Origin of the sequence: Allorhizobium sp. Av2 (assembly GCF_021462805.2) — a bacterium.
In the GTDB taxonomy this organism is placed as follows: Bacteria; Pseudomonadota; Alphaproteobacteria; order Rhizobiales; family Rhizobiaceae; genus Allorhizobium; species Allorhizobium vitis_G.
Window position 1 is genome coordinate 190491 of sequence record NZ_CP192700.1, and the last position, 22708, is coordinate 213198.

Genomic DNA, 22708 nt, shown 5'->3' on the forward strand with positions numbered 1-22708 from the left:
GGAGCAACGTAAGAAGGCAGTTGGAGAATGGCGGACAACTCATCCTTGGTTCCGGTCAGTCCGCAGAAGGCTTTCAGCAAGCCCCTCTCGCAAAATGAGAGAATGATCCTCGAGATCATCCGACGAAATAACGGGATAAAGAGATCGGCGATTGCGTCGATGACCAATCTTACCCAACCGTCGGTCCACCGGATCATTGATAGCCTGATTGAGAGCAGCTATCTGATTTTCGGGGACACCGTCATTGAAGGGCGAGGCAAGCCAAGCAAGGGGCTTCAGCTTAACGCCAGGGCAGCTTACTCGATCGGTATTTCGGTGAACACTGACAGCGCCTCGTTTTGTCTCTGCGATCTGCGCTGCAATGTCATCCACGAAGAAATACTCGACATCCCTCCTACTAATCGTTCCCGAACTCTGGTGCTCCTTAAGGAGCGTGTCTGGCGGGCGATGAAGTCTAACGATGTGCCACGTGACAAGCTTGTTGGAGCGGGCTTCGCGATGGCGGGTTTTTTTGTTGGCCGGGATCACTACTTCAATGCACCGGAGCCGCTCGCTGATTGGTCCCTGGTCGATCTCCAAAGCGAACTGGCCGCGCTTTTTGAGGTGCCGATCTGGACCGAGAACAATTGCACAACAGGCGCGGTGGGCGAAGCCATTTTGGGTGCCGGCCTGACCTATCCGACGTTCGGATATCTCTCTTTCAACTATGGTTTTGGGGCAGGCGTGGTCGTTGACGGGAAACCCGTATTCGGATCTTTCCGCAACGCGGGCGAGATTAGCCGCATTTACACGACGGAGGAAGGCGTGCATCGGCCGGCACTGGGAGGGTTGTTGTCGCAGCTTCAGCAACGTGGTGTCGTCGTGGAAGGAATCAGAGACCTTCGTAGAAACTTCGATCCCGAATGGCCGGGTGTACGCGAGTGGGTTGAGGAGGTTTCGCCATTCCTCAATCGCGCCATCGACGCAATGTGGGCTGTCATCGACCCGGCTGCGATTGTCCTTGGCGGGGAATTGCCCAAGGGACTGGGGGACCTATTGCTAGAGGTTCCACCAACTCCGCGCTTTGTTCGAATGAACACCCCCCCAGAGTACCCGCGAATTCTTCTAAGCGAGATTGAAGGCGATCCCGCGGTGATTGGTGCGGCGCTTGTTCCACTCAAGGAGCTGTTTTTCAACTAACCGGATATCTGTGGTCAGGGGATTTAAAATCTCAAATCAACTATCTTCTGATTGGTGAGGATGTCGAGCGCTTCAGGGCTTCCCTAAGTTGGACGCGGAAGCTCTTGTACTTGACGGCGCCCACGCCGACGACCTCCTCCATCGTCTTGCCTATAGTGCCGATTCCGATCAAGCCGCCCGTTGTTCCGCGATGATACTTCGTCTCAATCCCCTTTGCCTGCGGGCTATGTCATCACCAGTTGACGGCAGGTCACCGCCGCTTGGGTTCCTGCTCCTTCGCAGCAGGGGACGGGCAAATCTTTGAAACCTCCTTTCTCTTTGCATTCCAGTCATATGCCATACCCGATGGGGGCGAGGCGCACCATAGATAAAGTCAAAAACCCATAGCCTGTTTGGTGCAGGGGCTTTGAACTGCCGGTTAACCCGGTCAAACGGGGTCGAGGCCGTCTTGTCTTGTCGGAGAATGTCGTGCGAACCGGCTTTCCTCGAATGAGGCCTTACAGCTCATCGACCTCATAAGCCGGCGATAGCGTGTGAGTGCCGGAGCAATACCCCCCTATAGCAGGCTCTTCCGCAATTGGGGAAGTATTGCTCCGGTGACGACAATGGGGCAATCGGCAATAGTCTACAGATCGGCTCTACCCCGAATACGCCACGGTGTTCGTCGATGAACGAATCATCGTTTGAAGGGGGCGGTCGAGGTCAGCCTGGTTGAAATAGGCAGACGCCTTGCGCAATATCTCGTTGGCTTGACGAAGCTCGCGGATCTCACGCTCCAGGGCATTCATCTTCTCGGCCAGATCGCTCGGCAGGCCTGCTCATTTCCCGGTATCGACCTTGGTCTTCTTCAACCCTCCATGCAGCGCAGAGTAGCCGACCTTGACTGATGTTCTGCTTCATGTTCACAACCATGCGGATCGCATGCTCACGGACTTCAGTTAAAAAGTTGTTCGTTGTCTTGCTCATATCGGCTCCACTCTCCCAGAAGTTGCGTCTCCGGCAAATTCGGTGCAGTTCAACATAAGACTTTACCCAAATGAGTGGCAGGATATATCGTTATGTAATCTTTTGATTGGATGCACTTTTGGCGCAAGGTGTTTTGTTAGCCAGGGAATCTTAAGGAAATTGCCTGACGTTCGATTTGTATAGGATCTGTTTAGACGGGCAAGTCTATCTCGCGTGCGGGAAATAGAAATTTAGATTTGTGGGTATCGGCTAGGCATTTAATGTAAGTCATGCAAAAAATAATTTTATAATGCAGGTAGAAAAATATTATTCTATTGTTACGAGGCATATATAGTTATTATCGCATAAATGCATAAATTGTGGGCAAGATAGATAATAAATTCAAGTCTGCAAATCTATAAATTGAGATGCAAACTTATTAAAGAAGATTCAACAGATTAGTTGGGCGCAACATCAGCCTATAAGCTCAGTAAATCGAGATGCGGGGCACAGTGATCGACCTGTCGTCGAATCCCCACTGCGAGCCATTCGAGATAAGCCATATCATCTTCAGGTCTATCTGAAATTACCCAATCTGCTCCAACTGCCGCGTTGCCTGGTATGCCGTATCCTCGGCGAATGTGCCGACGTTCATCTGTCTCCCTTCGTCGCGCTCTTCCCGACAGAAAGTCAAAATTAAATTCCGCTCGTTCCATATTTTCTAGCTCGACGGAAAAGTCATAGCACCTCGTGAGAGTTGCCAGCTTGAGGTGAGGTTTTGTCCTCACCACCACTTCATTTTTTAAGTAAGCGGCGAGCCGTACTGCAGCAAAATCTGCCAAGAACGCCCTAATTACGTCTGATTCGGTATTGTCACCAAGTTGTTCACAAGTGACCATGGCCATCACGATCTCAACAGCCACGACTCTTATCGGTTGCCGAAGTATAGAATCGATCCACAATTTTCCCGCTTCAAAAAGGTCGTCTTCCTTGTCCTCGCTGAGATTCAAACCTTTCGCTAATCGTGATAGTTCTTCTGGAAACAGGATCGGCATAAGCGCAACGGTCGTTCTCCATCCAGTAGCAGGATTAGCCTTTTCGATCGATTCAACCAGATGCTCACCGCTTGCATATTTGAAGGTGTAGAAGGTGATAACAACTTTTTGGTGATATCTGGGCCGATGACTTAGTTGGGCGGCAACAATGTGTGCTTCGAACTCGCGACAGTCTAAAAAGACCGTTGCTCCGTCGTTCTCCTGAAACACCCTTTCTAAGAGATAGTCCACAGTTTGAATTGTGTCACCAGTGGCAACATACGAATCCGACACGTTAGCATTGAGCACTTCTCGGATGACTACCGTCTTTCCAACGACCTCAGTGGAGTGGAACTCTCGGATGGGCTTACGGGGTACATCTGCGATCCTCCAGAGACTGAGATCATGTGACGCGATAGGCACCTCATCGGCGCAAAGCGCCGCATCAAGCTCAACAAGATTGCGCTTGCCTAACTTGTCGACCGCAGACAGCAACGAAGTTTCGGTACACTCCTGTATGCCTTTCCCCAAGTTGTACATACCCCTGTGTTCTATGACTTGAAGTGGCAGTTGCTCTTCGAGGTGTTCGAGAAGATGTGGTACGGAGTGGCGCGCGAGGACTTCCTCCGCAGTAACGTCTTCCGGAAGATCCCATTGGAGTCTCCACCCGGGCCAACACGTACCTACGACGGAGAATGGTTTGCGCTGACAAAGGACCTGCAAGAATAGAAGTCAAGGCTTCTAGTGAGGGTTGCAAATGAATACCGGGAAAAAACTGAAAGCTTACGTCCATGGCGAGCTTTGCGGTGACGGATTTGTTCCGGAAACGAGGTTGGCAGGAGGAAGAGGAGTGTCAGATAAATATCGATTAAATAATAAACATTCAATCGCAGTGTATGTTCAGAATAATACTTTATTTCCTTCAAGTGGATAAAAGAGAGATATCAGAAGTTTAGCGGATGGTGAACCCGCCTAATAATAGCGTGGGGCCAAGCGTTTGAAAATTTCAATGCACGCCTGCTTTCTAGAGGGAAATCATAGCCGCGCTCGATTGTTCGGTTTGCTGTATTATTCCAATTTAAAAATTTGAAGTGTCAAACGCATTCATAATTGAAATAAGGCGTTGCCGAAGTGAGCAGCAGGTTTCCGCTGGCACGCATTCTTTATACCGAATGATGCCATGGGCTGCTGCGATGGAGCCACATCGTTCGATCTATCGGTGAGTTGAGTAAACCTAGGTGAGTGATGTGAAATCATGCTCATCTGGGCTGCCAGTTGGACGTCGAGGAAAATGTGCCTTGGGTTGCATCAGAAATGACATGCCCGGGAATCCAGGCGCTTTTTTTGAAAAGATAGATCCGTGTCGGCTGCGATTGCATCGGATGCCATAATGTTCAAATCCTACAGCATGACGATTTGACTTATTTGCAGCCCGGGCCTCTTACAGTCTTCAATGTTGACGAGCTACGGAACTGAATAGATGTCCAAGATATTTATTAGGTAGCTGGTATGCACAGCAGGTGCAGATAATCCCACGAGCTAACTTGGAAGCGCTACCAAGGCCATGGAGTACCGCCGACCGACATTCAACATATTCAATACCTGGAAGATAAGAAAAAGGCAGAAACTCAGACGCGCTCTGAGTGCGGCGGAAAAAGACTATCGCAATTTCTTGCAGAATACGGTTGCCCCTGCTCAGTGCTCCTGGGTTGCCTCGGTTGTCGAGCTCTTTGCTTCTGAATTGCCTTGGCTCGGTGAGATGCTGAAAGGCTTTGCTGACAAACCCCGCGCGCCTGGTCCGGAAATCGGGCCGATCAATCTGATACTCGAAGATTCTCCGATGTATGTTTATTGTTCTGTCGAAGAGATGAAAAGTTATGCAAATAGAGGGTCCTATGATGGTTTTTCCAGCCGCGGCGTGGTGATCTGTACTGTACCGCCTTATGCTGAGGAGGTAACGAGGGGCGCCATGAGTGTGTGGCAAAATCAGACCTGCGCGAACACCTGCAGCGGCAAGAAGGATTTGGCCGCGTATATTGCGTTCTTGCCAACCCATTCGCTGCTGAATTCGAACTATTGGCACATGAGCAATGGTACCTATAGCTTCTTGGCTCCGTCGCAGAAGGATACCTTTTCTTGTGAAATATTTGCTGTCGGGCGGGCTCTTTTTGCAGGCAGCACCCTTGCAGAGAAATCTAAGAAATGGTTGTCGAATTTCGTCAAGAACTATCTCAAAAGCTCACTCCAATGGCGCACGGTTCCCGTGGCGCAGTATCGGAGGCTGCAAGAAAGGGACTTTGAAGAGCCTGACCATATCATCTAAGGCTTCTTCGTGCCCTAGTCATCGTATGCTATCTTTTTAACTATGTATAATTAGCGAGATTGGATTGTCGCTCATTTCTGATAAAAGAACATTTCCTGAAGTATGTTGTTTTGATGTATGTATTTCCTTAAGTTTGCTTGGTATTTCATATTTTAGCAATAAAAATGCAATGTATTGGTTAGCGAGAATAATGTCATATGCGAATTGAAGAAAATCCCGTAGTAATAGTATTTACTACCGGAATCCTATGTAGAGATAATGGCATCTGAAAGCGCAGATGAACTCCATGGAGTATTTCTGACCAACAATTTATTTCAACTTTCTTCGAACCGGTTCAATGAACTATTAGGATGCTAACGATAATTCATGCACCTTGAACCAAGATACATGAATAGTTTGCCCCAAATTTTTGGAAAAAGGCTCAGGAAAAAGATCAATACAAAGGACAGCCAGAATTGAATGCTCGAAAACCCATCCAGGAAAGATTTTTTCTTCAAAAGCCAATAACACGAATTGCCGACCACGAATAATGTGCTTGGAAAACTGACGCCGGCGGTTGCGGTGAAAAGGCGCAGCAAATCGTGCGAGCTTTGTGATTTATCCATAACGTCAACAGCGGCCCGTGCAGCTAGCGGCACAAGATTCGCCGCGGCAATAAGGCCTGAATACGGATCGGTTGGAAACGTGGAGAGACATATCAGTACAGCCATCGCCAGGATTGCTACTAGTATGCCTACTTTGCGTCCTCGGGGATTGCCGCCTTTATCATCGGTAATGTGGCCAACCCACCGAAGAACCCTCAGAACATCTTCATGGTCCTGTTTGTGGTAACCGATCTGGACACGGAGACGATTGCTCACATCAAAGGTGTCAAGCCAGGAATAGATGATGGTGCTGGAATTCCTCAATCTCGTGTATTCAGACGTGAAATCGGGACGTTGAGCGACAGCGATCCTTTTCATCCTCAAGGAAGAGTATTTCAGTAAATCTTTGATGTTCTTTCTGTTCTGCATCAACATCTGCCACAGAATACAAAATGACGCCTTCCACGCAACATCTTTGGCGCTGTGGAATGTGGTTCGCGCATGTGGCATAGAAATGGCCAATAAGCCAAAAATGACAGCTGGCAATCCTCCGAGGAAAACTTCGCAAGCCAGGAAAGCTGCGAGCCTCGTGTCCGCCCAAGGAAAATCAAGAATCGCTAGCACCATGAGCTGTGTTTGTAGAGTGATGGGCCCAGACCGCAGAACGGCAACTTCCGCCCCGAGAGATGCTGATACTATGTCGGGTACGACAACCGCTGCCTGCATGATGACCAACCACAGCCAAAACAGAACTCTCTCCGGAATGGGTATGTGGGATTTTAGTTGCCACCTCATTTCCTGCCTATGAATGGATTGCGCGCTTTCATGCAAGTACTTCTTAACTTCTTTGGGCAGGCAGGGGAGCTCAGCAATAACTTGAAAGGCGTCATCTCTTTCCTTGCGTGCTCGAGCAGCACAAGCGTTTCGTGTAGATAGAGGCATGCTCGTGAGCATATCCGTCAAACTGCCGTTCGAGCTAGTGAATGGATGATAAGATTTGTCGGTAATACCTTCTTCAAATGGTAAGCCGACCGGTTCCGGCGCTGCTCTTGAAGGAAGGGGGTCTACGCATCCATGAGGATCTGGTTGGGCCGTTGAACCAAATATCAGCTGCATGTGGTGTGACACCGTGGGGTCATCTTCTGGTAGGGGACTGACGGAATAGCCTCGAATACAGTCCGCTTCCTGACCGACATCGGTTTCCTCAGTGATGTAAGAGTAAGGTCCTCCCAAGAATGGTGAAGGGAGAATTTTCCTGAAATGGAGGGTGTGAAGCCAGCTACTTTTGAGCTTTCTATCTATCGTCGCGCCCGCAGTGCTCTGGTTCTCCATTGATAACTTGGCACAGCTAATTTACCCAGGCTTGGGGCATCCAAGGAATGCAAAAGCGCTTTTATAATTGTTCTCTTACCTATGGAATAAAAGACAACGCGTAAGGCTCGGCCCTGTTTCAGCCTATAAGTCAAAACAGCGGTGCAGGTCAAAAAAATACTTAATTGTTTTCTTAAAGTAAAACGTTTTTCCTGTGGGAGAGACAATATTGCGTTACGCTTTATATCAACACAGATACACCTAATGTTGATAAATATATTCGCTAGAACTACTCGTTGAATATTATCAATATAAATGCGATTCGATGAATATAAACTATTGATATTTCGGCGAACATCTCTTTTCTAATTTATAATGGAATAATTTTATTTATACAGCTATAAAAAGAGGGAAAGTAAAATCGATTTCTACTTATAATATATTATTGCACTAATAATATTAAATTATTCGATCCGACATATAGAATTCACATCAGTAGTTTGTCTCGACTTTCGGGAAGTCAGGTAAATTTTGAAAAGCTATCGCTTCCTCTAGTGCCGCTCCGATTGCTAGCAAACGGTCGTCCATGCCCGCTAATCCATCGATTTCCATTCCAATAGGCAAACCCTTTGAAGTAAGAGAAACGGGAAGGCTTAATCCTGGCAGGCCTGCGTTGCTCCCCGGATCCACATTTCGCACGAAGATTTTAAACGTGTCGGCCATTACGCCATTGTGCATCACCGATAAATCTTGGCCGATCGGTTTGGCTGTCAGGGGAGCTGTCGGGAAAAGGATCGCGTCTATCTGGTGCAGCTTGAAGTAATCATAGTAGGCGGCTTGCAGCTTTGGTCTCAAGCATTTCAGCGCCGATTGATATGACGCTTCGGGAATTTGGTGTTCCTCAATTTGAGCATTGACGATTTTCGCCACATCCGTGCTGCTTATCCCTTTGATAACGTCAGAAAAAGACACATCCTTCACAAAGTCATCGATATACTTTTGTAGGGCGAACGGAAACTCGTACAGGGCAATAGGAAAGCTAACCCCGTTGTTCAGACGCTGCAGATCTGGAATCTCCGCCTTAACAAAGGTTACACCCTTGCTGGCCAGCAGCGTGATAATGGTTTGCGAGGCCACAGCGACGTCAGGCTCAAGATCGTCGTAAAAATAAGTGGTTGGCAAGCCGATACGTAATCCCTCCAGGGGTACAGGTTGGTGGGTCGTGAGCTTCCCGCAAATGATTTGGTCAAGGAGTATCACATCAGGAACGCTCTGTGCGATAATTCCGGCTGTATCGCGGGTGGGGCTAACCGGCACGATTCGGTCTCCAGGATATCTGCCGATCGTCGGGCGGAATCCCACTACGCCACATAGGGATGCAGGTAGGCGGACCGATGCCCCCGTGTCGGTGCCAATACCGGCGAGCATCAGCCGGCCTGCTACAGCAGCAGCCACGCCGCCGCTCGAGCCTCCTGGTATTAAAGCTGGATCCCAGGGGTTTTTCACCGCACCAGTGGCGTGGTTGTTACTGGTAATGCCAAACGATAACTCATGCATGTTTCCCGAAGCGCCTATCAGTGCCCCAGCGTCTAGAAGCGGTTTTACGACGCCGGCTGGTGTTGTAGGTAAATGCTTCATCAAGGCCGGCGTGGCAGCGCTTGCTGGGAATATGCCTGTTGCAATGTTCGCTTTAAAACACAGCGGGATGCCGGCAAGACCCTCGCCGGCGCTTCCATCTTCATCTACTTTCTTGGCATTACGCCGCAGGTAATCCCAGTCAGTCGCCAGAAGAGCATTGAGAGATTTCGCGGCTTCGCAACGGGCTATTATGGTTTCAGCCAGTTCGGAACAGGAGTATTTTTTCAGCCTGAGACATTCCAGGGTTTCCTTGATTGAACCTAGGGTCACCATTCTTGAATGTTATTGAGGAAGTTCAGAGATAACAGAGATCTCATTTGTAATAAGATAATCACATAGGATATATGTATCGTAGCTGCAATGAAAGCATGTAATTATTGTAGAGACAAATTGTCAAAAATGCATGCGCCATGATAAATGTATAAAAAACGGTCAACCACCGTTAGCTAAATTCAAAAATTTAATAGTATTTATTTGAATACATGGTGTAGTATCATCATCACGTTAGATTCTTTTGGCCAGAGGAAATCTCAATTATTTTCTACTATTGAATGGCGTGCACTCCATCAAGTGACAATGACCTGAATTAATATTTCAAATTATATTTCTGTCTCCGAAATTATAACATAAATTGATGGTAGATTGCGTTGATGTGTATCGCTACAACTCAGCCAACTTCCCAACTAAGAACACTCTTTTCAACTGTATGAATGGAGAAATTATCTTGCTCGCAGCCCCAAGGCAATCAGTTTCTCGTCAATATGATGGATCTGGTTGATGTGGATGAGCTACGAACTAGCCTTTTCAACACATTCTTGCAGCGGCAAATTACGAGAAAGATAAGTACTAAGGCTTCTTGTCAGTGCGAGACAGGGTTGGCATGCAAAGGGCCAGCCAAGGATGGCTTTCCGGAAAGCTCGGCTGATCAAAGGGCCAAAATTACCGTCGCGTTCATCTACATCAATGACGCGACATTGCAGTTGATCATAGATTCGGGATCCCTTGCGCAGGCAACGACCGCCAGTCTTGTCGCCATCAATGTTGCGCCGTTTCGCACCAATGTCTCAAGAGCGCTACTCCTTCAATCCATCAACCTGCTGCGAAGTGGCAGATGCGGCCTCGATGATATTAGTCACTTTATCGCAATTGCTATCTCCAAGGACGCCTTCTCTAAAACCCTAACCATGGCACCATTCGAGGGAGACTTGGCACGGAGCTTCATGGGCTTCCCCATCACCTCAAAAGGTGATGCAGCATTTGAGATGGTAGCTTATGGTCGCAACTTGATGCCAAAGGCCTGCGCGGAATCCTTTCCGTCGGTCGATCTACTATATGACTATCGCAATTTTTTTGAGAGCTGTAGGGCCACCGGCCGTATCGGCGACTTTCCTGAGGGTGTTAGCAAGCCAAAAGTTGCTATCGTGGGAGCAGGGCTTTCAGGTCTCGTCGTAGCGAGTGAACTGCTTCATGCCGGCATCGACGATGTCACGCTGTATGAGGCGAGCGATCGGATTGGAGGAAAATTGTGGTCATACAGATTTGACAACGCTCCAAACGTCGTCGCCGAAATGGGGGCGATGCGATTTCCTCCCAGTGAATCCTGTTTGTTTTTCTTTCTCAAGAAGTATGGCTTGGATTCCATGGGGCGCTTCCCTAATCCCGGAAGCGTTGACACCACACTGATTTATGACGGCCACCAATATATCTGGAAGGCGGGAGAGGGGCCACCGGAGCTGTTTCGCCGCGTTTACCACGGATGGCAAGCATTCATACGAGAGGGATATCTTAATGACGACATGGTGTTGGCTTCGCCCTGTGCTATCGGTGAGGCCTTGAAGTTAGGGCATTTACAGCAGGCGCATGACTTCTGGCAGAGTTGGCTAACATGTTTCGGCAGAGAATCTTTCTCTTCCGGTATAGAGAAAATTTTCCTCGGCTCACATCCACCAGGTGGTGAAAAATGGGCGTTTCCTCATGACTGGGATCTTTTCAAGCTACTAGGGATCGGATCCGGTGGGTTTGGTCCAGTCTTTGAAAGCGGCTTTATTGAAATCCTTCGCCTAGTCGTTAACGGATATGAAGATAATGCACAGTTGATCTATGAAGGGATTTCAGAACTGCCTCGTCGAATCGGGGCCCAGGTGGTTCACGGTGTTTCAATCCGGGAGCGCATACGCCATGTTCAAGTTAAGGCGATTGAGAAGGAAAACACAAAAATAAGGGTAAGGGTTAAAGGTGGAAATTCTGACCTTTATGACAGGGTAGTTGTTACATCTGGACTGACAAATATTCAGCTTAGGCACCTTTTGACGTTAGATGCCACCTTTTTGCAAGCAGAAGTAAACGGAGCGGTTGAGAATAGCCATATGACCGGATCGTCAAAGCTATTCGTATTGACTGAGGGAAAATTCTGGCTCGAACATCAACTACCGCCCTGTGTTCTCACCACTGGGGTGGCGAGAGCGGTTTATTGCTTCGACTATGAGCCGAAGGATCCCCGAGGTAAAGGGCTAGTGCTAATAAGTTACACATGGGAGGATGATTCCCATAAGCTTCTGGCTGTTCCGGATAAGAGAGAAAGGTTGGCATTGCTACGGCGAGATATTGGGAAAACACTCCCTGACTTTGCTAAACACCTGGTTCCTGCAAATGGGAACTATGACGGAAATGTCGTTCAGCATGATTGGCTGACTGACCCGAACGCCGGCGGTGCTTTCAAGCTCAATCGTCGCGGTGAGGACGTGTATTCTCAAAGGCTTTTTTTTCAGCCATTTGACGTAATGAATAGCTTGAAAGATAAAGGGCTATACTTGGCTGGCTGTAGCTGTTCATTCACCGGAGGATGGGCGGACGGTGCTATTCAGACCGCGTGCAATGCTGCCTGTGCAGTTATCCACAGTTCAGGAGGGGTTCTAGCAGAGGGTAACCCCCTCACGCACCCATGGAAACAGTATAATTATGGGGTCGAGTACAGGAGTGTCGGTATACGTACTTACGAATAATTTAGTTACGTGAATCTGTTGGTACTGTATCGAATTTTTACTTTATAATGCACGTGTTTTAAATTATTAAAATGATATGAGCGCAATTTAAGTTCAATAGTTATTGCTGACCTAGTGGTTTGATCGAGACAAAAGAGTCCGATTTTGGATTCCAATTTCTGCATGAATATGCGACGGTCCTGCATGCGCACAGGTGTCACATTTGAGGTTTCCGCTGCCGACCGGGTTCGGCTGAACGCAATCGTTTCGGCAGGCAGCTCGCCGCAAAAGCATGTGTGGCGGGCGAAGATCATCTTGATGACCGACGAGGGGCTGGGAACGGTCGCGATCATGGAGGCGACGGCTAAGTCGAAGACCTGCGTCTGGCGATGGCAGGAGCGCTTCATGACGGAAGGCGTAGACGGCCTTTTGCGCGACAAGAGCCGGCCGCCCGGCACTGCGCCGCTTGAGGTTGACCTTGTCGACCGGGTTGTTGCTCTGACGCAGGAGCCGCCCACGCAGGAAGCCACTCACTGGACGGTTCGCGCGATGGCAAAGGCTGTGGGGATTGCGGCGTCCTCAGTCGTCAAGATCTGGCATGAGCATGGTCTCGCACCCCATCGGTGGCGCAGCTTTAAACTATCGAACGACAAGGCTTTCGCCGAGAAGCTTCACGATGTGGTCGGTCTCTACGTCTCGCCGCCTGCCCATGCGATTGTGCTTTCCGTCGATGAGAAAAGTCAGATCCAGGCGCTGGATAGGACGCAGCCGGGTCTTCCCATGAAGAAAGGGCGCGCCGGCACAATGACCCATGATTACAAGCGCCACGGCACCACCACACTTTTCGCTGCCCTGAATGTTCTCGACGGCTCCGTCATCGGCCGCAACATGCAGCGCCACCGGCATCAGGAGTTTATCCGCTTTCTCAACACGATTGAGGCTCAGTTGCCGAAGGATAAGGCGGTTCACGTCATCCTGGACAACTACGCCACACACAAACAGCCCAAAGTCCGGGCCTGGTTGGCACGGCATCCACGCTGGACCTTCCACTTCGTTCCGACATCATGTTCCTGGTTGAACGCCGTCGAGGGGTTCTTCGCAAAGCTCACCCGTCGACGGCTGAAGAACGGTGTCTTTCATTCGGTCGTTGATCTTCAGGCAGCCATCAACCGCTTTATCAAAGAGCACAACGAAGAGCCGAAGCCGTTCATCTGGAAAGCAGACCCTGACGACATCATCGCAGCCGTCAAGCGTGGGCACCAAGTGTTGGAATCAAACCACTAGCTGGTAAACTGTCCATTTCAAAATTGACGCTGAGATAAATTCGCAATTATTGCATGCGCAATATTGTAGAGAAACATCGAGTTTTTTGGGTGGGAAATCAAAGAGGGACGGTAATCCCCCCGTTTTTAGCGGGGCTCTTTCGTAGAATTCACGCGGCCATTTTCAGTTTCTGTGCAGGCGTTATGCCGCAGATGCCCATGTTGGGCCGTTCGTTGTTATACGTCCAGAGCCATTGTGTGGCGAATTCCTGTGCTTCCTCGATGTTTTCGATGATGTATTGGTCGAGCCATTCATGCCGAACGGTGCGGTTGTAGCGTTCGACATAAGCGTTCTGTTGTGGCTTGCCGGGCTGGATATGGCTCAGGGCGATGCCTTGGTTCGCAGCCCATTCCATCAGTTTGCCACTGACATATTCCGGCCCATTATCAACACGAATTGCGAACGGTTTGCCGCGCCATTCGATGATCTGGTTGAGGCTCCGGATGACGCGTTCGGCAGGTAGAGAAAAATCCACTTCGATGCCCAGTCCCTCGCGGTTGAAGTCATCCAGGACGTTCAGCAGCCGGAACTGCCTACCGTCCTCCAGCCGGTCGGCCATGAAATCCATGGACCAGACCATGTTCGGCGCATTCGGCACGGTTAGTGCATCGGGCTTGTCCCGCTTTAATCGCTTGTGTGGCTTGATCCTCAGGTTCAATTCCAACTCCCGGTAGATGCGGTATACGCGCTTGTGGTTCCAGCGATGCCCCCGGACGTTGCGTAGATAAAGGAAACACAGGCCGAAACCCCAGGTCTTCTTTGCCTGTGTCAGTCCGATCAGGAGATCGGCAATCTGCTCGTTCTCGTCGTTCAGCTTGGCACTGTAACGATAACAGGTCTCGCTGACCTCGAAGGTGCGGCAGGCCAGCGTAATACTGACCCCGCGCAACGCCACTGCTTTTGCAGCCATCTCTCGGCGTTGAGATGGCCGCGTCATTTTTTTGCAAGAGCCTCCTTCAGAAGCTCGGCCTGCATGCTCATCTCGGCATACATCTTCTTCAGCCGACGGTTCTCGTCTTCCAGAGCCTTCATCTGGCTGATCATCGAGGCATCCATGCCACCGTATTTGGATCGCCATGTAAAATGACGCCGTGCTCATTCCATGTTCCCGGCAAAGCTCGGGGACAGGGACACCACCTTCCGCCTGGCGAAGGATGGCAAGGATTTGGGGTTCGCTAAATCTGCTCGTCTTCATCAAAATCTCCTCGATCATAAAGCTCGAGAAAATTCTACTTTTGAAGCCCGTTAATTCGCGGGGGGATTACCGGACGACAGTAACCAACGTGGTTCCAATAATACCCAGCACTAATTGAAAGAGAAATTCCACATTCGCGGCGAGTAGGGGGATGTGTGCCTAACTTTTGTTGATTTTTTCAAGATTGCGACCTCCATTTTGCCATCGGTTGAAAAACAAGTTGCGCATTCGGAAGCACGATTAGTAAGAATTGGGTAATGCTTTAGTGTTCTTTTACACAATTAAAAAATGTATTGAATTGTGGCGATTATTGGTGTTTCGCAATAGAGATCCATCAAAACCCATGCCGCCCCAAAAAGAGGCCTCCATTATTTGAAAAGATGAGTCGATTTAACGCTTTCGAGCATTATTGACAAAAAGTCTAATAATACACACTAAATTAGAATCATTCGCTCGCTACTTTTTTTGACCCTTTACAGATTTCTTGTTCACGCCTTTTTCTAAAGTGCTTTATGTCATAATCTAAAGCACTCATAATATAGGGGACTATGCATTTGTTATAGTGTCGGGAAAAATGGTGAAATCTTCATTCACGTGACACAGTCTCTTACAGCCACATCGTGCACAGTGCCTTCATGCATGTGAAGTGCCTCGGATACTTCAAAGCGCAAATTCAGTCCATAAATAAAGGGCGCGGTGCTGCATTTTACACACCCTGAGAGCGGTTTTCGCTGCTTCGCCAAATTTATGCAAGAAGGCATGGGCTATGTGCGTCCCATATTCAATGTGTTCGATCTGCAGCACTTAATAGACCCGAACAAGGCCGAGCTAGTGTTGAGCGACGCGCGAGGTGCGTACTTGGAGTTCGTACAAGTGGTCGGCAGCGCCCAATCTTCATGGGTCAGCACCCTCATAGGCCATAAAGATTTTCCCTATGATGTCATTGGGGACATTCTGACAGAATTTGCCACCACTCCTTGCCTTCATGGCCCGACGCTGAGCCCGCTCAACGCGATCTTCGATGCACCTCTGATGTACCTGTATGGCCCTCTCACGAAGATGGAAGGCTATGCACATAAACGCTTCTATGACGGAAGTCCGGGACGTGTAGCAGTAGTCTGCACAACCCCGCCCTACTCGAAGTCCATTACAAGAGGAGAAATGCGTTCGTGCCACAAGATAATGCGCAGTGCGTCATTCGTCGGAGAGGATGCTCTGGAAGCCTTTATTGCATTCCTGCCAACGACGTCACTTTGGCGGTCAATCCGCTTTCGCTTGGATGTTCTCAAGGAACAGGCGCATATCTTTTTCTCTTTGTCTTCCACGGCCAGGTTTTGTTGCGAAGTTGTGTCTTTCGGCAGGGCGTATTTCCCTGGTGACTTAGAGGAATCGGTTTCCTCGAGAGGGATCGTGAAGAACGTCCTCGGTTGCCTCGGTTATAGCGCCGCTTGAAGGTGGTTACGGCTACCTGAAAAATCAAACCGGTGTTTCGGGAGTGAAGCTAGAAGGTCCGATTTGAAGTTGTTCCATTACTGTGGCAACATTTAAATTTGTATCGAAGTTTTATGTGTGATGGTGTGTTGCAATATATGTATTTCCGATAATAAGTTATGTAATGTGTCTCCTCTTTAGGAAAGGAGAGTATCAGTTTCATGTATTATAATTATTATTATGATATAGTGTGCTGTTGTAATTTTATAATGGTGAAGAATATCAATTATGTTACTGACGATGTCAATAACATAATGGCGTTTGAAAATAAATTGCGAGATATTTTACGAAAAGTTGTGGATAAAGTTTTGCAAAATGATAAGCCCTACGACCAATTGAAGCATCAAAAGCATTGAGTGCGGTGTGTCATATGAGTGGAAATGATGCTCATCAGCTGTCAATGAAAGCATCTCGCCCTGCGGTGGCCCCTAAAGACAATTGAGACGCGTGCTGGGTGATGTCAAATTATCCGGCAGTGGGCGACTTTAGCTATGTCCCGGAAAAGGACTGCCTTTGGTGCCACGGATTTTTTATAAATCTCCACCTAATGGTTCATCAAGTGCTACCGCCATCAGAAGCATCATGGACATGTACCTGATTTTCGGACCAACATGCACGGGAAAAACTGCAGCAGCGATAACCCTCAGTAAGCAGACTGGCGTCCCGGTCGTGGCGTTGGACCGTGTACAGTGCTGCCCTCAGCTTTCGACCGGGAGCGGTCGGCCAACGGTTGCCGAACTTCGGGAAACCAAGCGCATCTATCTGACGGAACTCCCGTTAACCGAAGGCATCATCACCGCCAAACGTGCACATGACAATCTTATAGGGGAAGTCTATTTACACGAGCCACAAGGAGGGCTGATCCTTGAAGGCGGATCGATCTCGTTAATGAAGTGCATGGCTCGAAGTCGCTACTGGGATAACCATTTTCGGTGGCATATCACTCGCCACGAACTTCGAGATGAGGAGGCATTCCTGACTGCGGCCAAGACAAGAGTTCGAAATATGTTGCGGCCGCAAGAGGGTGAGTCGCTTTTGCAGGAGTTGGCATACCTGTGGACGCACCGAGCAGTGAGGTCTGAGCTGGAAAAGATTGACGGCTATCGATATGCTATACATTTCTCGAAGCTCAACAATCTTGCAGTGGATGAGCTGGTTCATCTTGGGCCCGATCAGATGGAAAAATTGGTGGATGGGATAGCTCGGGAATATCTTATCCATGCCCGCTTGCAGGAACGGGAACTTCCAATACCCGCTCAAGTTGGAGGAGTTTATGAAGGACATCCATTTCAGCTGCGGTGGCCTTAAGCCACATACGTGCCGTTTACCCGGATGTGAAATATGAATAAGGATGGGCGTGTGCAATATACGTTGTAATATATCGTAGAATGGATATTTTATCTGCTATAAGCGGATTTCAGGTTTTATTTCTTTCTTTGCAAATACATTCATACATAAAACCTAATTTGATTTAGGCTACAACGCCGTTTAATCGTGCTAGGATGACATCCTTGCTAGCATTGGTAAGCCCGAGCGAGCTCAAGGTCCTGCCATTCTTGCGAAATTCGTAGCAAAACGCTGCGCTCGCATGGACAAGGATCGCTTCCATCACGGGAACTTTGATGCCGCAGGCCGAGGCGATCTCCACCCAAAGAACCATGTTGTATTTCACATCGTCCTCAAGATAGCGCAGATCGATCGGATTGGGGGTGTGAATCTTGGTGCACCCCTCATAATTTTGAAAAACCGTCGTTAGGTCGGCTGCTTTCAGTTCAAACCACTTCTCAAAGAAACCGAGATGTGTGTCAGACTCTAGTCCAAGTGCTTCAACAATGACGAGCCGTTCGTAATCGATGGCAAGAACCCAATCTATCGCACTCGCAACTAGCGTTTTGTAGAACAGTGGTGGTGGGCACCCTCCGCTGACAAGGTACGCTCTCGCCTTGATTAGACCAACAGGACGGCTAACGGGATTAGTATTGGAAAAGAAGATCGAGGCAAGGTCCTGGTACCATTCGACGCTCTGAGGAAAAAGTAACTCGACCGTACCCTTAACGTTTGCGTCAATTTTCCCAGATGCAGCTATGGCAATCCGGGACTTCAGAATTTCAATAGTGACAACATTCTCCTTCCGGTTGCACACATATGGCTTCGTGTTGGTCTCCACTATGACTTTAGCTCTTCGCTCGGGGGTAAAGAAACGCTGGGCTTCGAGAGCAAACGCGCAGCCAGGCAGGGCAACGAGAGTTGAGTTGCTCAGATCATGCGGAGTAAGGATCTTGAGCACCGTTGAGTGTCTGGAAGCTGGACCTGTGACGATAATGAAATTTGCGTCGTGAACTGCTTCACCCAACACCGTTTCAAAGTGGGGAAAGAACTCGCCTCTTCTAATATTTGGACCAACTAGGTAAAGGCGATTATGCTTAGCAATAGAATCTAAGACCTCACGTTGTCCTGTCGGCACCCAGACTCTCACCTCAACGACACGTCCAAGACGAACCAAAATATCACCAGCTAGCGCTAAGGCCACATCTTCTAGCCCTAAGATCGTAACCGTGATCATTTTGGTGGAAATTCAGAGCGTGTGGGGTCGAAGATTGGGCGACGCGAGGAGCTGTCAAAGAGATCGGTGGCGTTTGGAGAAAGGCCGAGGTGCCCATCATAATGAGCTAGTGCGCACCGCAATCATGGGCCGAATTATGCGGACTTTAGGGTCAGTGCGCGTGATCTGTTTGCGTGACTTGCCACGCTGCTAAAGGTCCCGAACCATGTCTATCGTGCGCTCAAGAGCATGTTTAGCGCCGCGCAATCAGCGGGAGATATGATCGCAAACTTTATGGGCAGAAGTCAAAAGTTGCGTATGCGGCGTCCACGCCCCATTGATTTTTCAGTTGCAGCGGCTTGATAGTTTTGCCTGGGGGCCGGATGTGAGCTCACCGATGAGTATCTGACGAGCTCATTGTGAGGCCTTGATGCGGGTGGCATAGGCCCAAGGCATCAGGGCATCGATGTCTTTCACGAGGTGGCCGTTTGCGAGGCGGGTGAAGAGGTCGCAAAGATAGGCGTAAGGTTCAACGCCGTTCATTTTGCAAGTGCCGATAAGACTGGCAAACCGAGCCCAATTGCGGCCCCCTTCATCGTGCCCCGCAAAGAGCGCATTGCGGCGGTTCATGGCCGGGCGGCGGATCGCGTTTTCCACCAGGTTGGAGTCGATATCGACATGGCCATCGTCCAGGAACAGCCGGAATCCGTCCTGTCGCGTCAGCATATAGGCCAGGGCTTTTCCGAGGTCAGATTTGCGTGAGACGCGCGCGGCCTGGGCTGCCAGCCAGGTGAAGAACTCCTCCACCAGCGGGAGGGACAGGTCCTGTCGAACTGCCCGGCGATGTTCGGGGTCTGAGCCTCGGATACTGTCTTCGATCTTGTAGAGCGCGGCGATCCGCACCAACGCCTCGTCGACGATGGGCGATCCGCTCTTTGGCGTGGCCTTGATCAGCTTTCTGCGCCCGTGTGCCCAACAGAAAGCCAACTTCAGCGGAGCGCCGCCGATACGATCGGACGTAGCGAGATGAGAGTAACCGCCGTAGGCATCCACTTGGATTGTGCCGTTGAACCCGTCAAGGATCTCAGCGGCATATTCTCCTTTACGCCCGGGCCGATAATGGAACACCACACCTGACGGAGCAGAACCATTCCAGCCGCGGTCGTCACGCAGCACGGCCCAGAGATAGCCGGTCTTTGTCTTGCCTCGCCCAGGATCCAGCACCGGGGCGGTCGTTTCGTCGACATAGAGGCGCGTGCTTTCCCACAGCAGCCGTTTGGCCATGTGGTCGACCACCGGTGCGATTTCGCTACCCGTGCGCCCCATCCAATCGGCCAGCACCGTGCGGTCGATTGGCACGCCGTGTCGCGCCATGACCTCGGCCTGACGGTTGAGGGGCATGTGTTCGGAATGCTTGGAGACGGCAATCTCCGCCAGAAGGGCCTCCGTCGGCCAGCTCCCTTCCAGAAGATGCGCCGGCGCTCTGGCCTGGACGACGCCGGTTCGACCCTTGGGGCATGCGTATTTCGGGCGGATCGTGACGATCACCTCGTAGCGCGCCGGGATCCGGTCGAGCCGTTCCGTCCGGTCCTCGCCGATCCGGACCATGTTGCCGCAACCGCAGGGACAAACGATGCTATCGGGCTCGATCACGCGCTCGACCCGCGGCAGGTGTTCGGGCAGTGCACGGGCCTTGCGCTCCTTGCGAGAAACGGCCTTGTCCGGATCGCCAACCTCTCCAGAATTGCCAGCCTTTTCGGGATCATCTGCGCTGGCTTCGATCTTCTTCTCGACGGCGGCGATCCGCGCCTGTGTTTCGGCAATCGCCGTTTCAAGGTCTTCCAGTGCCAGTTCCATCTGCGCCGGATCGAGCTTTTCCGATTTTGGCCCGAACTTCGTGCGCCTGTAGTCGTGAACCTGCCCCTCAAGCTTCTCGATCAGTTCCTTCAGCTCAGTGATGAACGCGTCCTTTTCGGCAACGACCGCCTGCTCATGCTGGCGTGCCGCACGCTCGACCGACAGTTCGAACTGCATCGCCGCAAAGGCTTTGACTACCTCTGGCGGAAGGTCCGGAAACAGGCTGAGATCAATAGGTTGCGACATGCCGCTTTATAGCAAAGCAGCTCAAAAAATCCAAATAAAACAATAGAAAGACGGCCGAACAATCATCCTGCCGCCGACGGCGCGGTCACCCGTTGCGCCATCACCCGCCGCCAGTCAAGACCTTCGAACAAAGCCTCATATTGACCCCTGGAAAGACGCATCGTCCCATCCTGAACCTTGGGCCAGGCAAAGCTTCCATGTTCAAGAATTTTGTAAGTTAGCACCATTCCTGTGCCATCCCACACCAGGATCTTCAGACGATCCCCGCGCTTCGACCGGAAGATCACCGTCACCCCGGAATGCGGGTCCAGCTTCAACTCGGTCTGCACCATCAAAGCCAGCGCCTGATGCCCACAGCGGAAGTCAACCGGACGGGTTGCGATCAGGATCGGCAGTCGTTGGCCCGCGACGATCATGACGCTCCTCGCACAGCGTGAACCAGAGCGGCGACCCGTTCAACGGGCACATTATTAGGAACCCGCATCACAACGTCTGAGCCAATCTCCAACGTCAAAACCTGCACACTCGGCCCGTCGGAGGCCAGCTTCGGCAGCGGCAAACGATTGACAGGCTCAGGCGGCTCCGCAGCGATTGCCAGAGGAACAAATGACGGCTCGACACCATCGTGCTCCGACGGCGTCGTTGCCGCCGCAAACGGCAGCACCAGAATGCCGTCACGCACTTGACGTCGCCAATCGGAAAGCTGGTTTGCTATAACGCCGTGACGGCGCGCGACATCCACAACACGAACACCAGGCTCAAAGCTTTCCGCCACGATCCGCGCCTTCACATCATCCGGCCAACGCCGGTTACCGCGGCGCGGCTCGACAACTTCGTAGCGACCAACAAATCCATCATCTGCCATGCAAATCTCCAGATAAAACTGGAAACCTTCTCGCATACGCAGCAAGCCTCAAAATACACCCAATCCAATGGGGCGGAGACCGCGCTTACAAAGTTGCGGCAAATTTTCGATTGGTTTGTTATAGGTTTACTTGTGCCGATTGGCTCCCGTATCGCCAAATGCAAATGGCTCGAAGGGGTTGGTTTGTTCCAGGCTTTACTCATGGCGAAGATAATAAACTAGTGGGTGATCTTCGTAAGATAGGAAAAGCTTATCGGCGGCAGTTCCAAGCCGCCCTGCGTGCTCCGTCTGGCGAAATCGTAGATCCTAAAGGAGATTTTCTCTATGTTTACCTAGATGAAGAGAATTACAAAAAATGCCGAGAGAAGAACGTTCTTGTTCCAAACGCGGGCGATGGAGTGCTTGCTACAGCACTGGAGCCGCACTCTGAGAGTTATACCTACCGGCAAGTGAGAGAACAGTTGCAGGCTTTCTGCGGCGACGGTGTGATTAACTACGCTGCAAATGAACTGTCTTGCTCATACTTTTTGATGATACAGGCCAGCAACGAGTTTGAGGAGGTCGGGGCCATCCAGGACGGACCTGGCGTTACCAAGGCGGTGTGGAAAAGGAACGTTCAGCACGCTGGTGAGCTGCTACCCTACGATCTAATTGCTGTGGGTCGCTCATCTTTTCTTCCTGAGGCTGCTCTTGATCCTCCGGATCCAGATGACTGATGGCTAGTTCGAATTTTCTACTTTAATAATTCTGTAATGAAAACGGTGTTTGTTTCAAATTAATCTGGATGTCGTGATGTATTAATAGTCCTATCAACGCTTTTTTGTAAAAAATAGATAAAAAGTACTTCTATGCCCTAAGTTCCAATGGATTGTCATTTTATTATTGCGTTGCCTGATTTGCGAGGTGTTTGTCACAAAATATGGAATTTCCCCCCGACGAAAGAAACCGCAAAATATCCAAAATATTTTAGTAATTTAACACTTGATATCATGGCCTGTTTAAATGCCCATCGATAGCCGTCGAAATCATTATTCTAATAGGTGTCAAATTGCGATTTTTCTTATTACTGAAGACTGAAATTTATTGCAAGGTAACCATTAACAACCACGCAACTAAAAGTTATGGGCGATGTCTGTATGCATCGAAGGACGAAATTATTCGACAATAATCACGGGCGTCGTTTTATTAAATAAA

The 22708-nt window shown here is 49.9% G+C and carries 16 protein-coding genes, 2 pseudogenes and 1 other annotated feature; of the genes and pseudogenes, 7 read left to right on the forward strand and 11 right to left on the reverse strand.

From position 1 onward, the window contains the following. The first annotated feature begins 27 nt into the window (after window positions 1–27). Window positions 28–1179 carry an ROK family transcriptional regulator gene (locus FS819_RS28225; RefSeq protein ID WP_060718053.1) on the forward strand — a complete coding sequence of 384 codons (1152 nt, stop codon included), beginning with the start codon at window positions 28–30 and terminating at the stop codon, window positions 1177–1179. Window positions 1180–1542: 363 nt separating this feature from the next. Here FS819_RS28225 and FS819_RS28230 read toward each other — a convergent pair. The 4 genes and pseudogenes from FS819_RS28230 to FS819_RS28245 form a co-directional block, all read right to left on the reverse strand. Next, a pseudogene (locus tag FS819_RS28230) lies at window positions 1543–1732 on the reverse strand (IS3 family transposase); the annotation flags it as partial. 53 nt (window positions 1733–1785) lie between these two features. Continuing rightward, window positions 1786–1902 (reverse strand) — a sequence feature (AL1L pseudoknot). After that, window positions 1818–1964, reverse strand: a pseudogene (locus FS819_RS28235) (IS3 family transposase); the annotation flags it as partial. It overlaps the preceding feature by 85 nt. After that, window positions 1948–2145: a hypothetical protein gene (locus FS819_RS28240; RefSeq protein ID WP_156536362.1), complete on the reverse strand. Its 198-nt coding sequence runs from the start codon at window positions 2143–2145 to the stop codon at window positions 1948–1950. The gene FS819_RS28240 and the pseudogene FS819_RS28235, both read right to left, overlap by 17 nt. Before the next feature lie 458 nt (window positions 2146–2603). Beyond that, window positions 2604–3653 carry an agrocinopine synthase gene (locus tag FS819_RS28245; RefSeq protein WP_233741840.1) on the reverse strand — a complete coding sequence of 350 codons (1050 nt, stop codon included), beginning with the start codon at window positions 3651–3653 and terminating at the stop codon, window positions 2604–2606. Between the two features lie 1069 nt (window positions 3654–4722). Between FS819_RS28245 and FS819_RS28250 the strand changes: the two genes are divergently transcribed. Beyond that, window positions 4723–5481, forward strand: a complete 759-nt coding sequence (locus tag FS819_RS28250) for a RolB family protein (RefSeq protein WP_060718050.1) — start codon at window positions 4723–4725, stop codon at window positions 5479–5481. Between the two features lie 353 nt (window positions 5482–5834). On the opposite strand, the gene FS819_RS28255 is transcribed toward FS819_RS28250, so the two are convergent. Together FS819_RS28255 and iaaH are read right to left on the reverse strand one after the other, a co-directional pair. Then, complete coding sequence (locus FS819_RS28255) at window positions 5835–7397, reverse strand: C protein (RefSeq protein ID WP_081089037.1); 1563 nt, start codon at window positions 7395–7397, stop codon at window positions 5835–5837. Window positions 7398–7868: 471 nt separating this feature from the next. After that, complete coding sequence (iaaH, locus tag FS819_RS28260) at window positions 7869–9287, reverse strand: indoleacetamide hydrolase (RefSeq protein WP_032489515.1); 1419 nt, start codon at window positions 9285–9287, stop codon at window positions 7869–7871. 437 nt (window positions 9288–9724) lie between these two features. Between iaaH and FS819_RS28265 the strand changes: the two genes are divergently transcribed. Together FS819_RS28265 and FS819_RS28270 are read left to right on the forward strand one after the other, a co-directional pair. Beyond that, window positions 9725–12016, forward strand: a complete 2292-nt coding sequence (locus FS819_RS28265) for an FAD-dependent oxidoreductase (protein ID WP_060718048.1) — start codon at window positions 9725–9727, stop codon at window positions 12014–12016. Between the two features lie 183 nt (window positions 12017–12199). Continuing rightward, the gene (locus FS819_RS28270; protein ID WP_060718543.1) at window positions 12200–13279 is read left to right on the forward strand and encodes an IS630-like element IS870 family transposase; all 1080 of its coding nucleotides are present in this window, start codon (window positions 12200–12202) and stop codon (window positions 13277–13279) included. A gap of 148 nt (window positions 13280–13427) precedes the next feature. Here FS819_RS28270 and FS819_RS28275 read toward each other — a convergent pair whose 3' ends face one another. Further along, window positions 13428–14513, reverse strand: coding sequence for an IS3 family transposase (locus FS819_RS28275; protein ID WP_422387234.1), 1086 nt, complete (start codon window positions 14511–14513; stop codon window positions 13428–13430). Between the two features lie 696 nt (window positions 14514–15209). Between FS819_RS28275 and FS819_RS28280 the strand changes: the two genes are divergently transcribed. Both FS819_RS28280 and FS819_RS28285 read left to right on the forward strand, forming a co-directional pair. Continuing rightward, on the forward strand, window positions 15210–15965 hold the full coding sequence (locus FS819_RS28280) for a RolB family protein (protein WP_147274085.1): 756 nt from the start codon (window positions 15210–15212) through the stop codon (window positions 15963–15965). Window positions 15966–16586: 621 nt separating this feature from the next. Further along, on the forward strand, window positions 16587–17312 hold the full coding sequence (locus FS819_RS28285; protein ID WP_060718541.1) for an isopentenyl transferase family protein: 726 nt from the start codon (window positions 16587–16589) through the stop codon (window positions 17310–17312). Window positions 17313–17475: 163 nt separating this feature from the next. On the opposite strand, the gene FS819_RS28290 is transcribed toward FS819_RS28285, so the two are convergent. The 4 genes from FS819_RS28290 to tnpA form a co-directional block, all read right to left on the reverse strand. Next, window positions 17476–18567: an NAD/NADP octopine/nopaline dehydrogenase family protein gene (locus tag FS819_RS28290; protein ID WP_060718542.1), complete on the reverse strand. Its 1092-nt coding sequence runs from the start codon at window positions 18565–18567 to the stop codon at window positions 17476–17478. Window positions 18568–18960: 393 nt separating this feature from the next. Further along, window positions 18961–20649 (reverse strand): IS66 family transposase, encoded by a 1689-nt coding sequence (gene tnpC / locus FS819_RS28295; protein WP_060718544.1) that lies wholly within the window; start codon window positions 20647–20649, stop codon window positions 18961–18963. A 62-nt stretch (window positions 20650–20711) separates the two neighbouring features. After that, entirely contained in the window at window positions 20712–21065 is a 354-nt protein-coding gene (tnpB, locus tag FS819_RS28300; RefSeq protein WP_010975401.1) for an IS66 family insertion sequence element accessory protein TnpB, read from the reverse strand. Next, window positions 21062–21514: an IS66-like element accessory protein TnpA gene (gene tnpA, locus FS819_RS28305; RefSeq protein ID WP_060718545.1), complete on the reverse strand. Its 453-nt coding sequence runs from the start codon at window positions 21512–21514 to the stop codon at window positions 21062–21064. The genes tnpB and tnpA overlap by 4 nt, the downstream gene beginning before the upstream one ends. 221 nt (window positions 21515–21735) lie before the next feature. Between tnpA and FS819_RS28310 the strand changes: the two genes are divergently transcribed. After that, window positions 21736–22230 (forward strand): RolB family protein, encoded by a 495-nt coding sequence (locus FS819_RS28310; protein WP_234614366.1) that lies wholly within the window; start codon window positions 21736–21738, stop codon window positions 22228–22230. Window positions 22231–22708 lie beyond the last annotated feature (478 nt).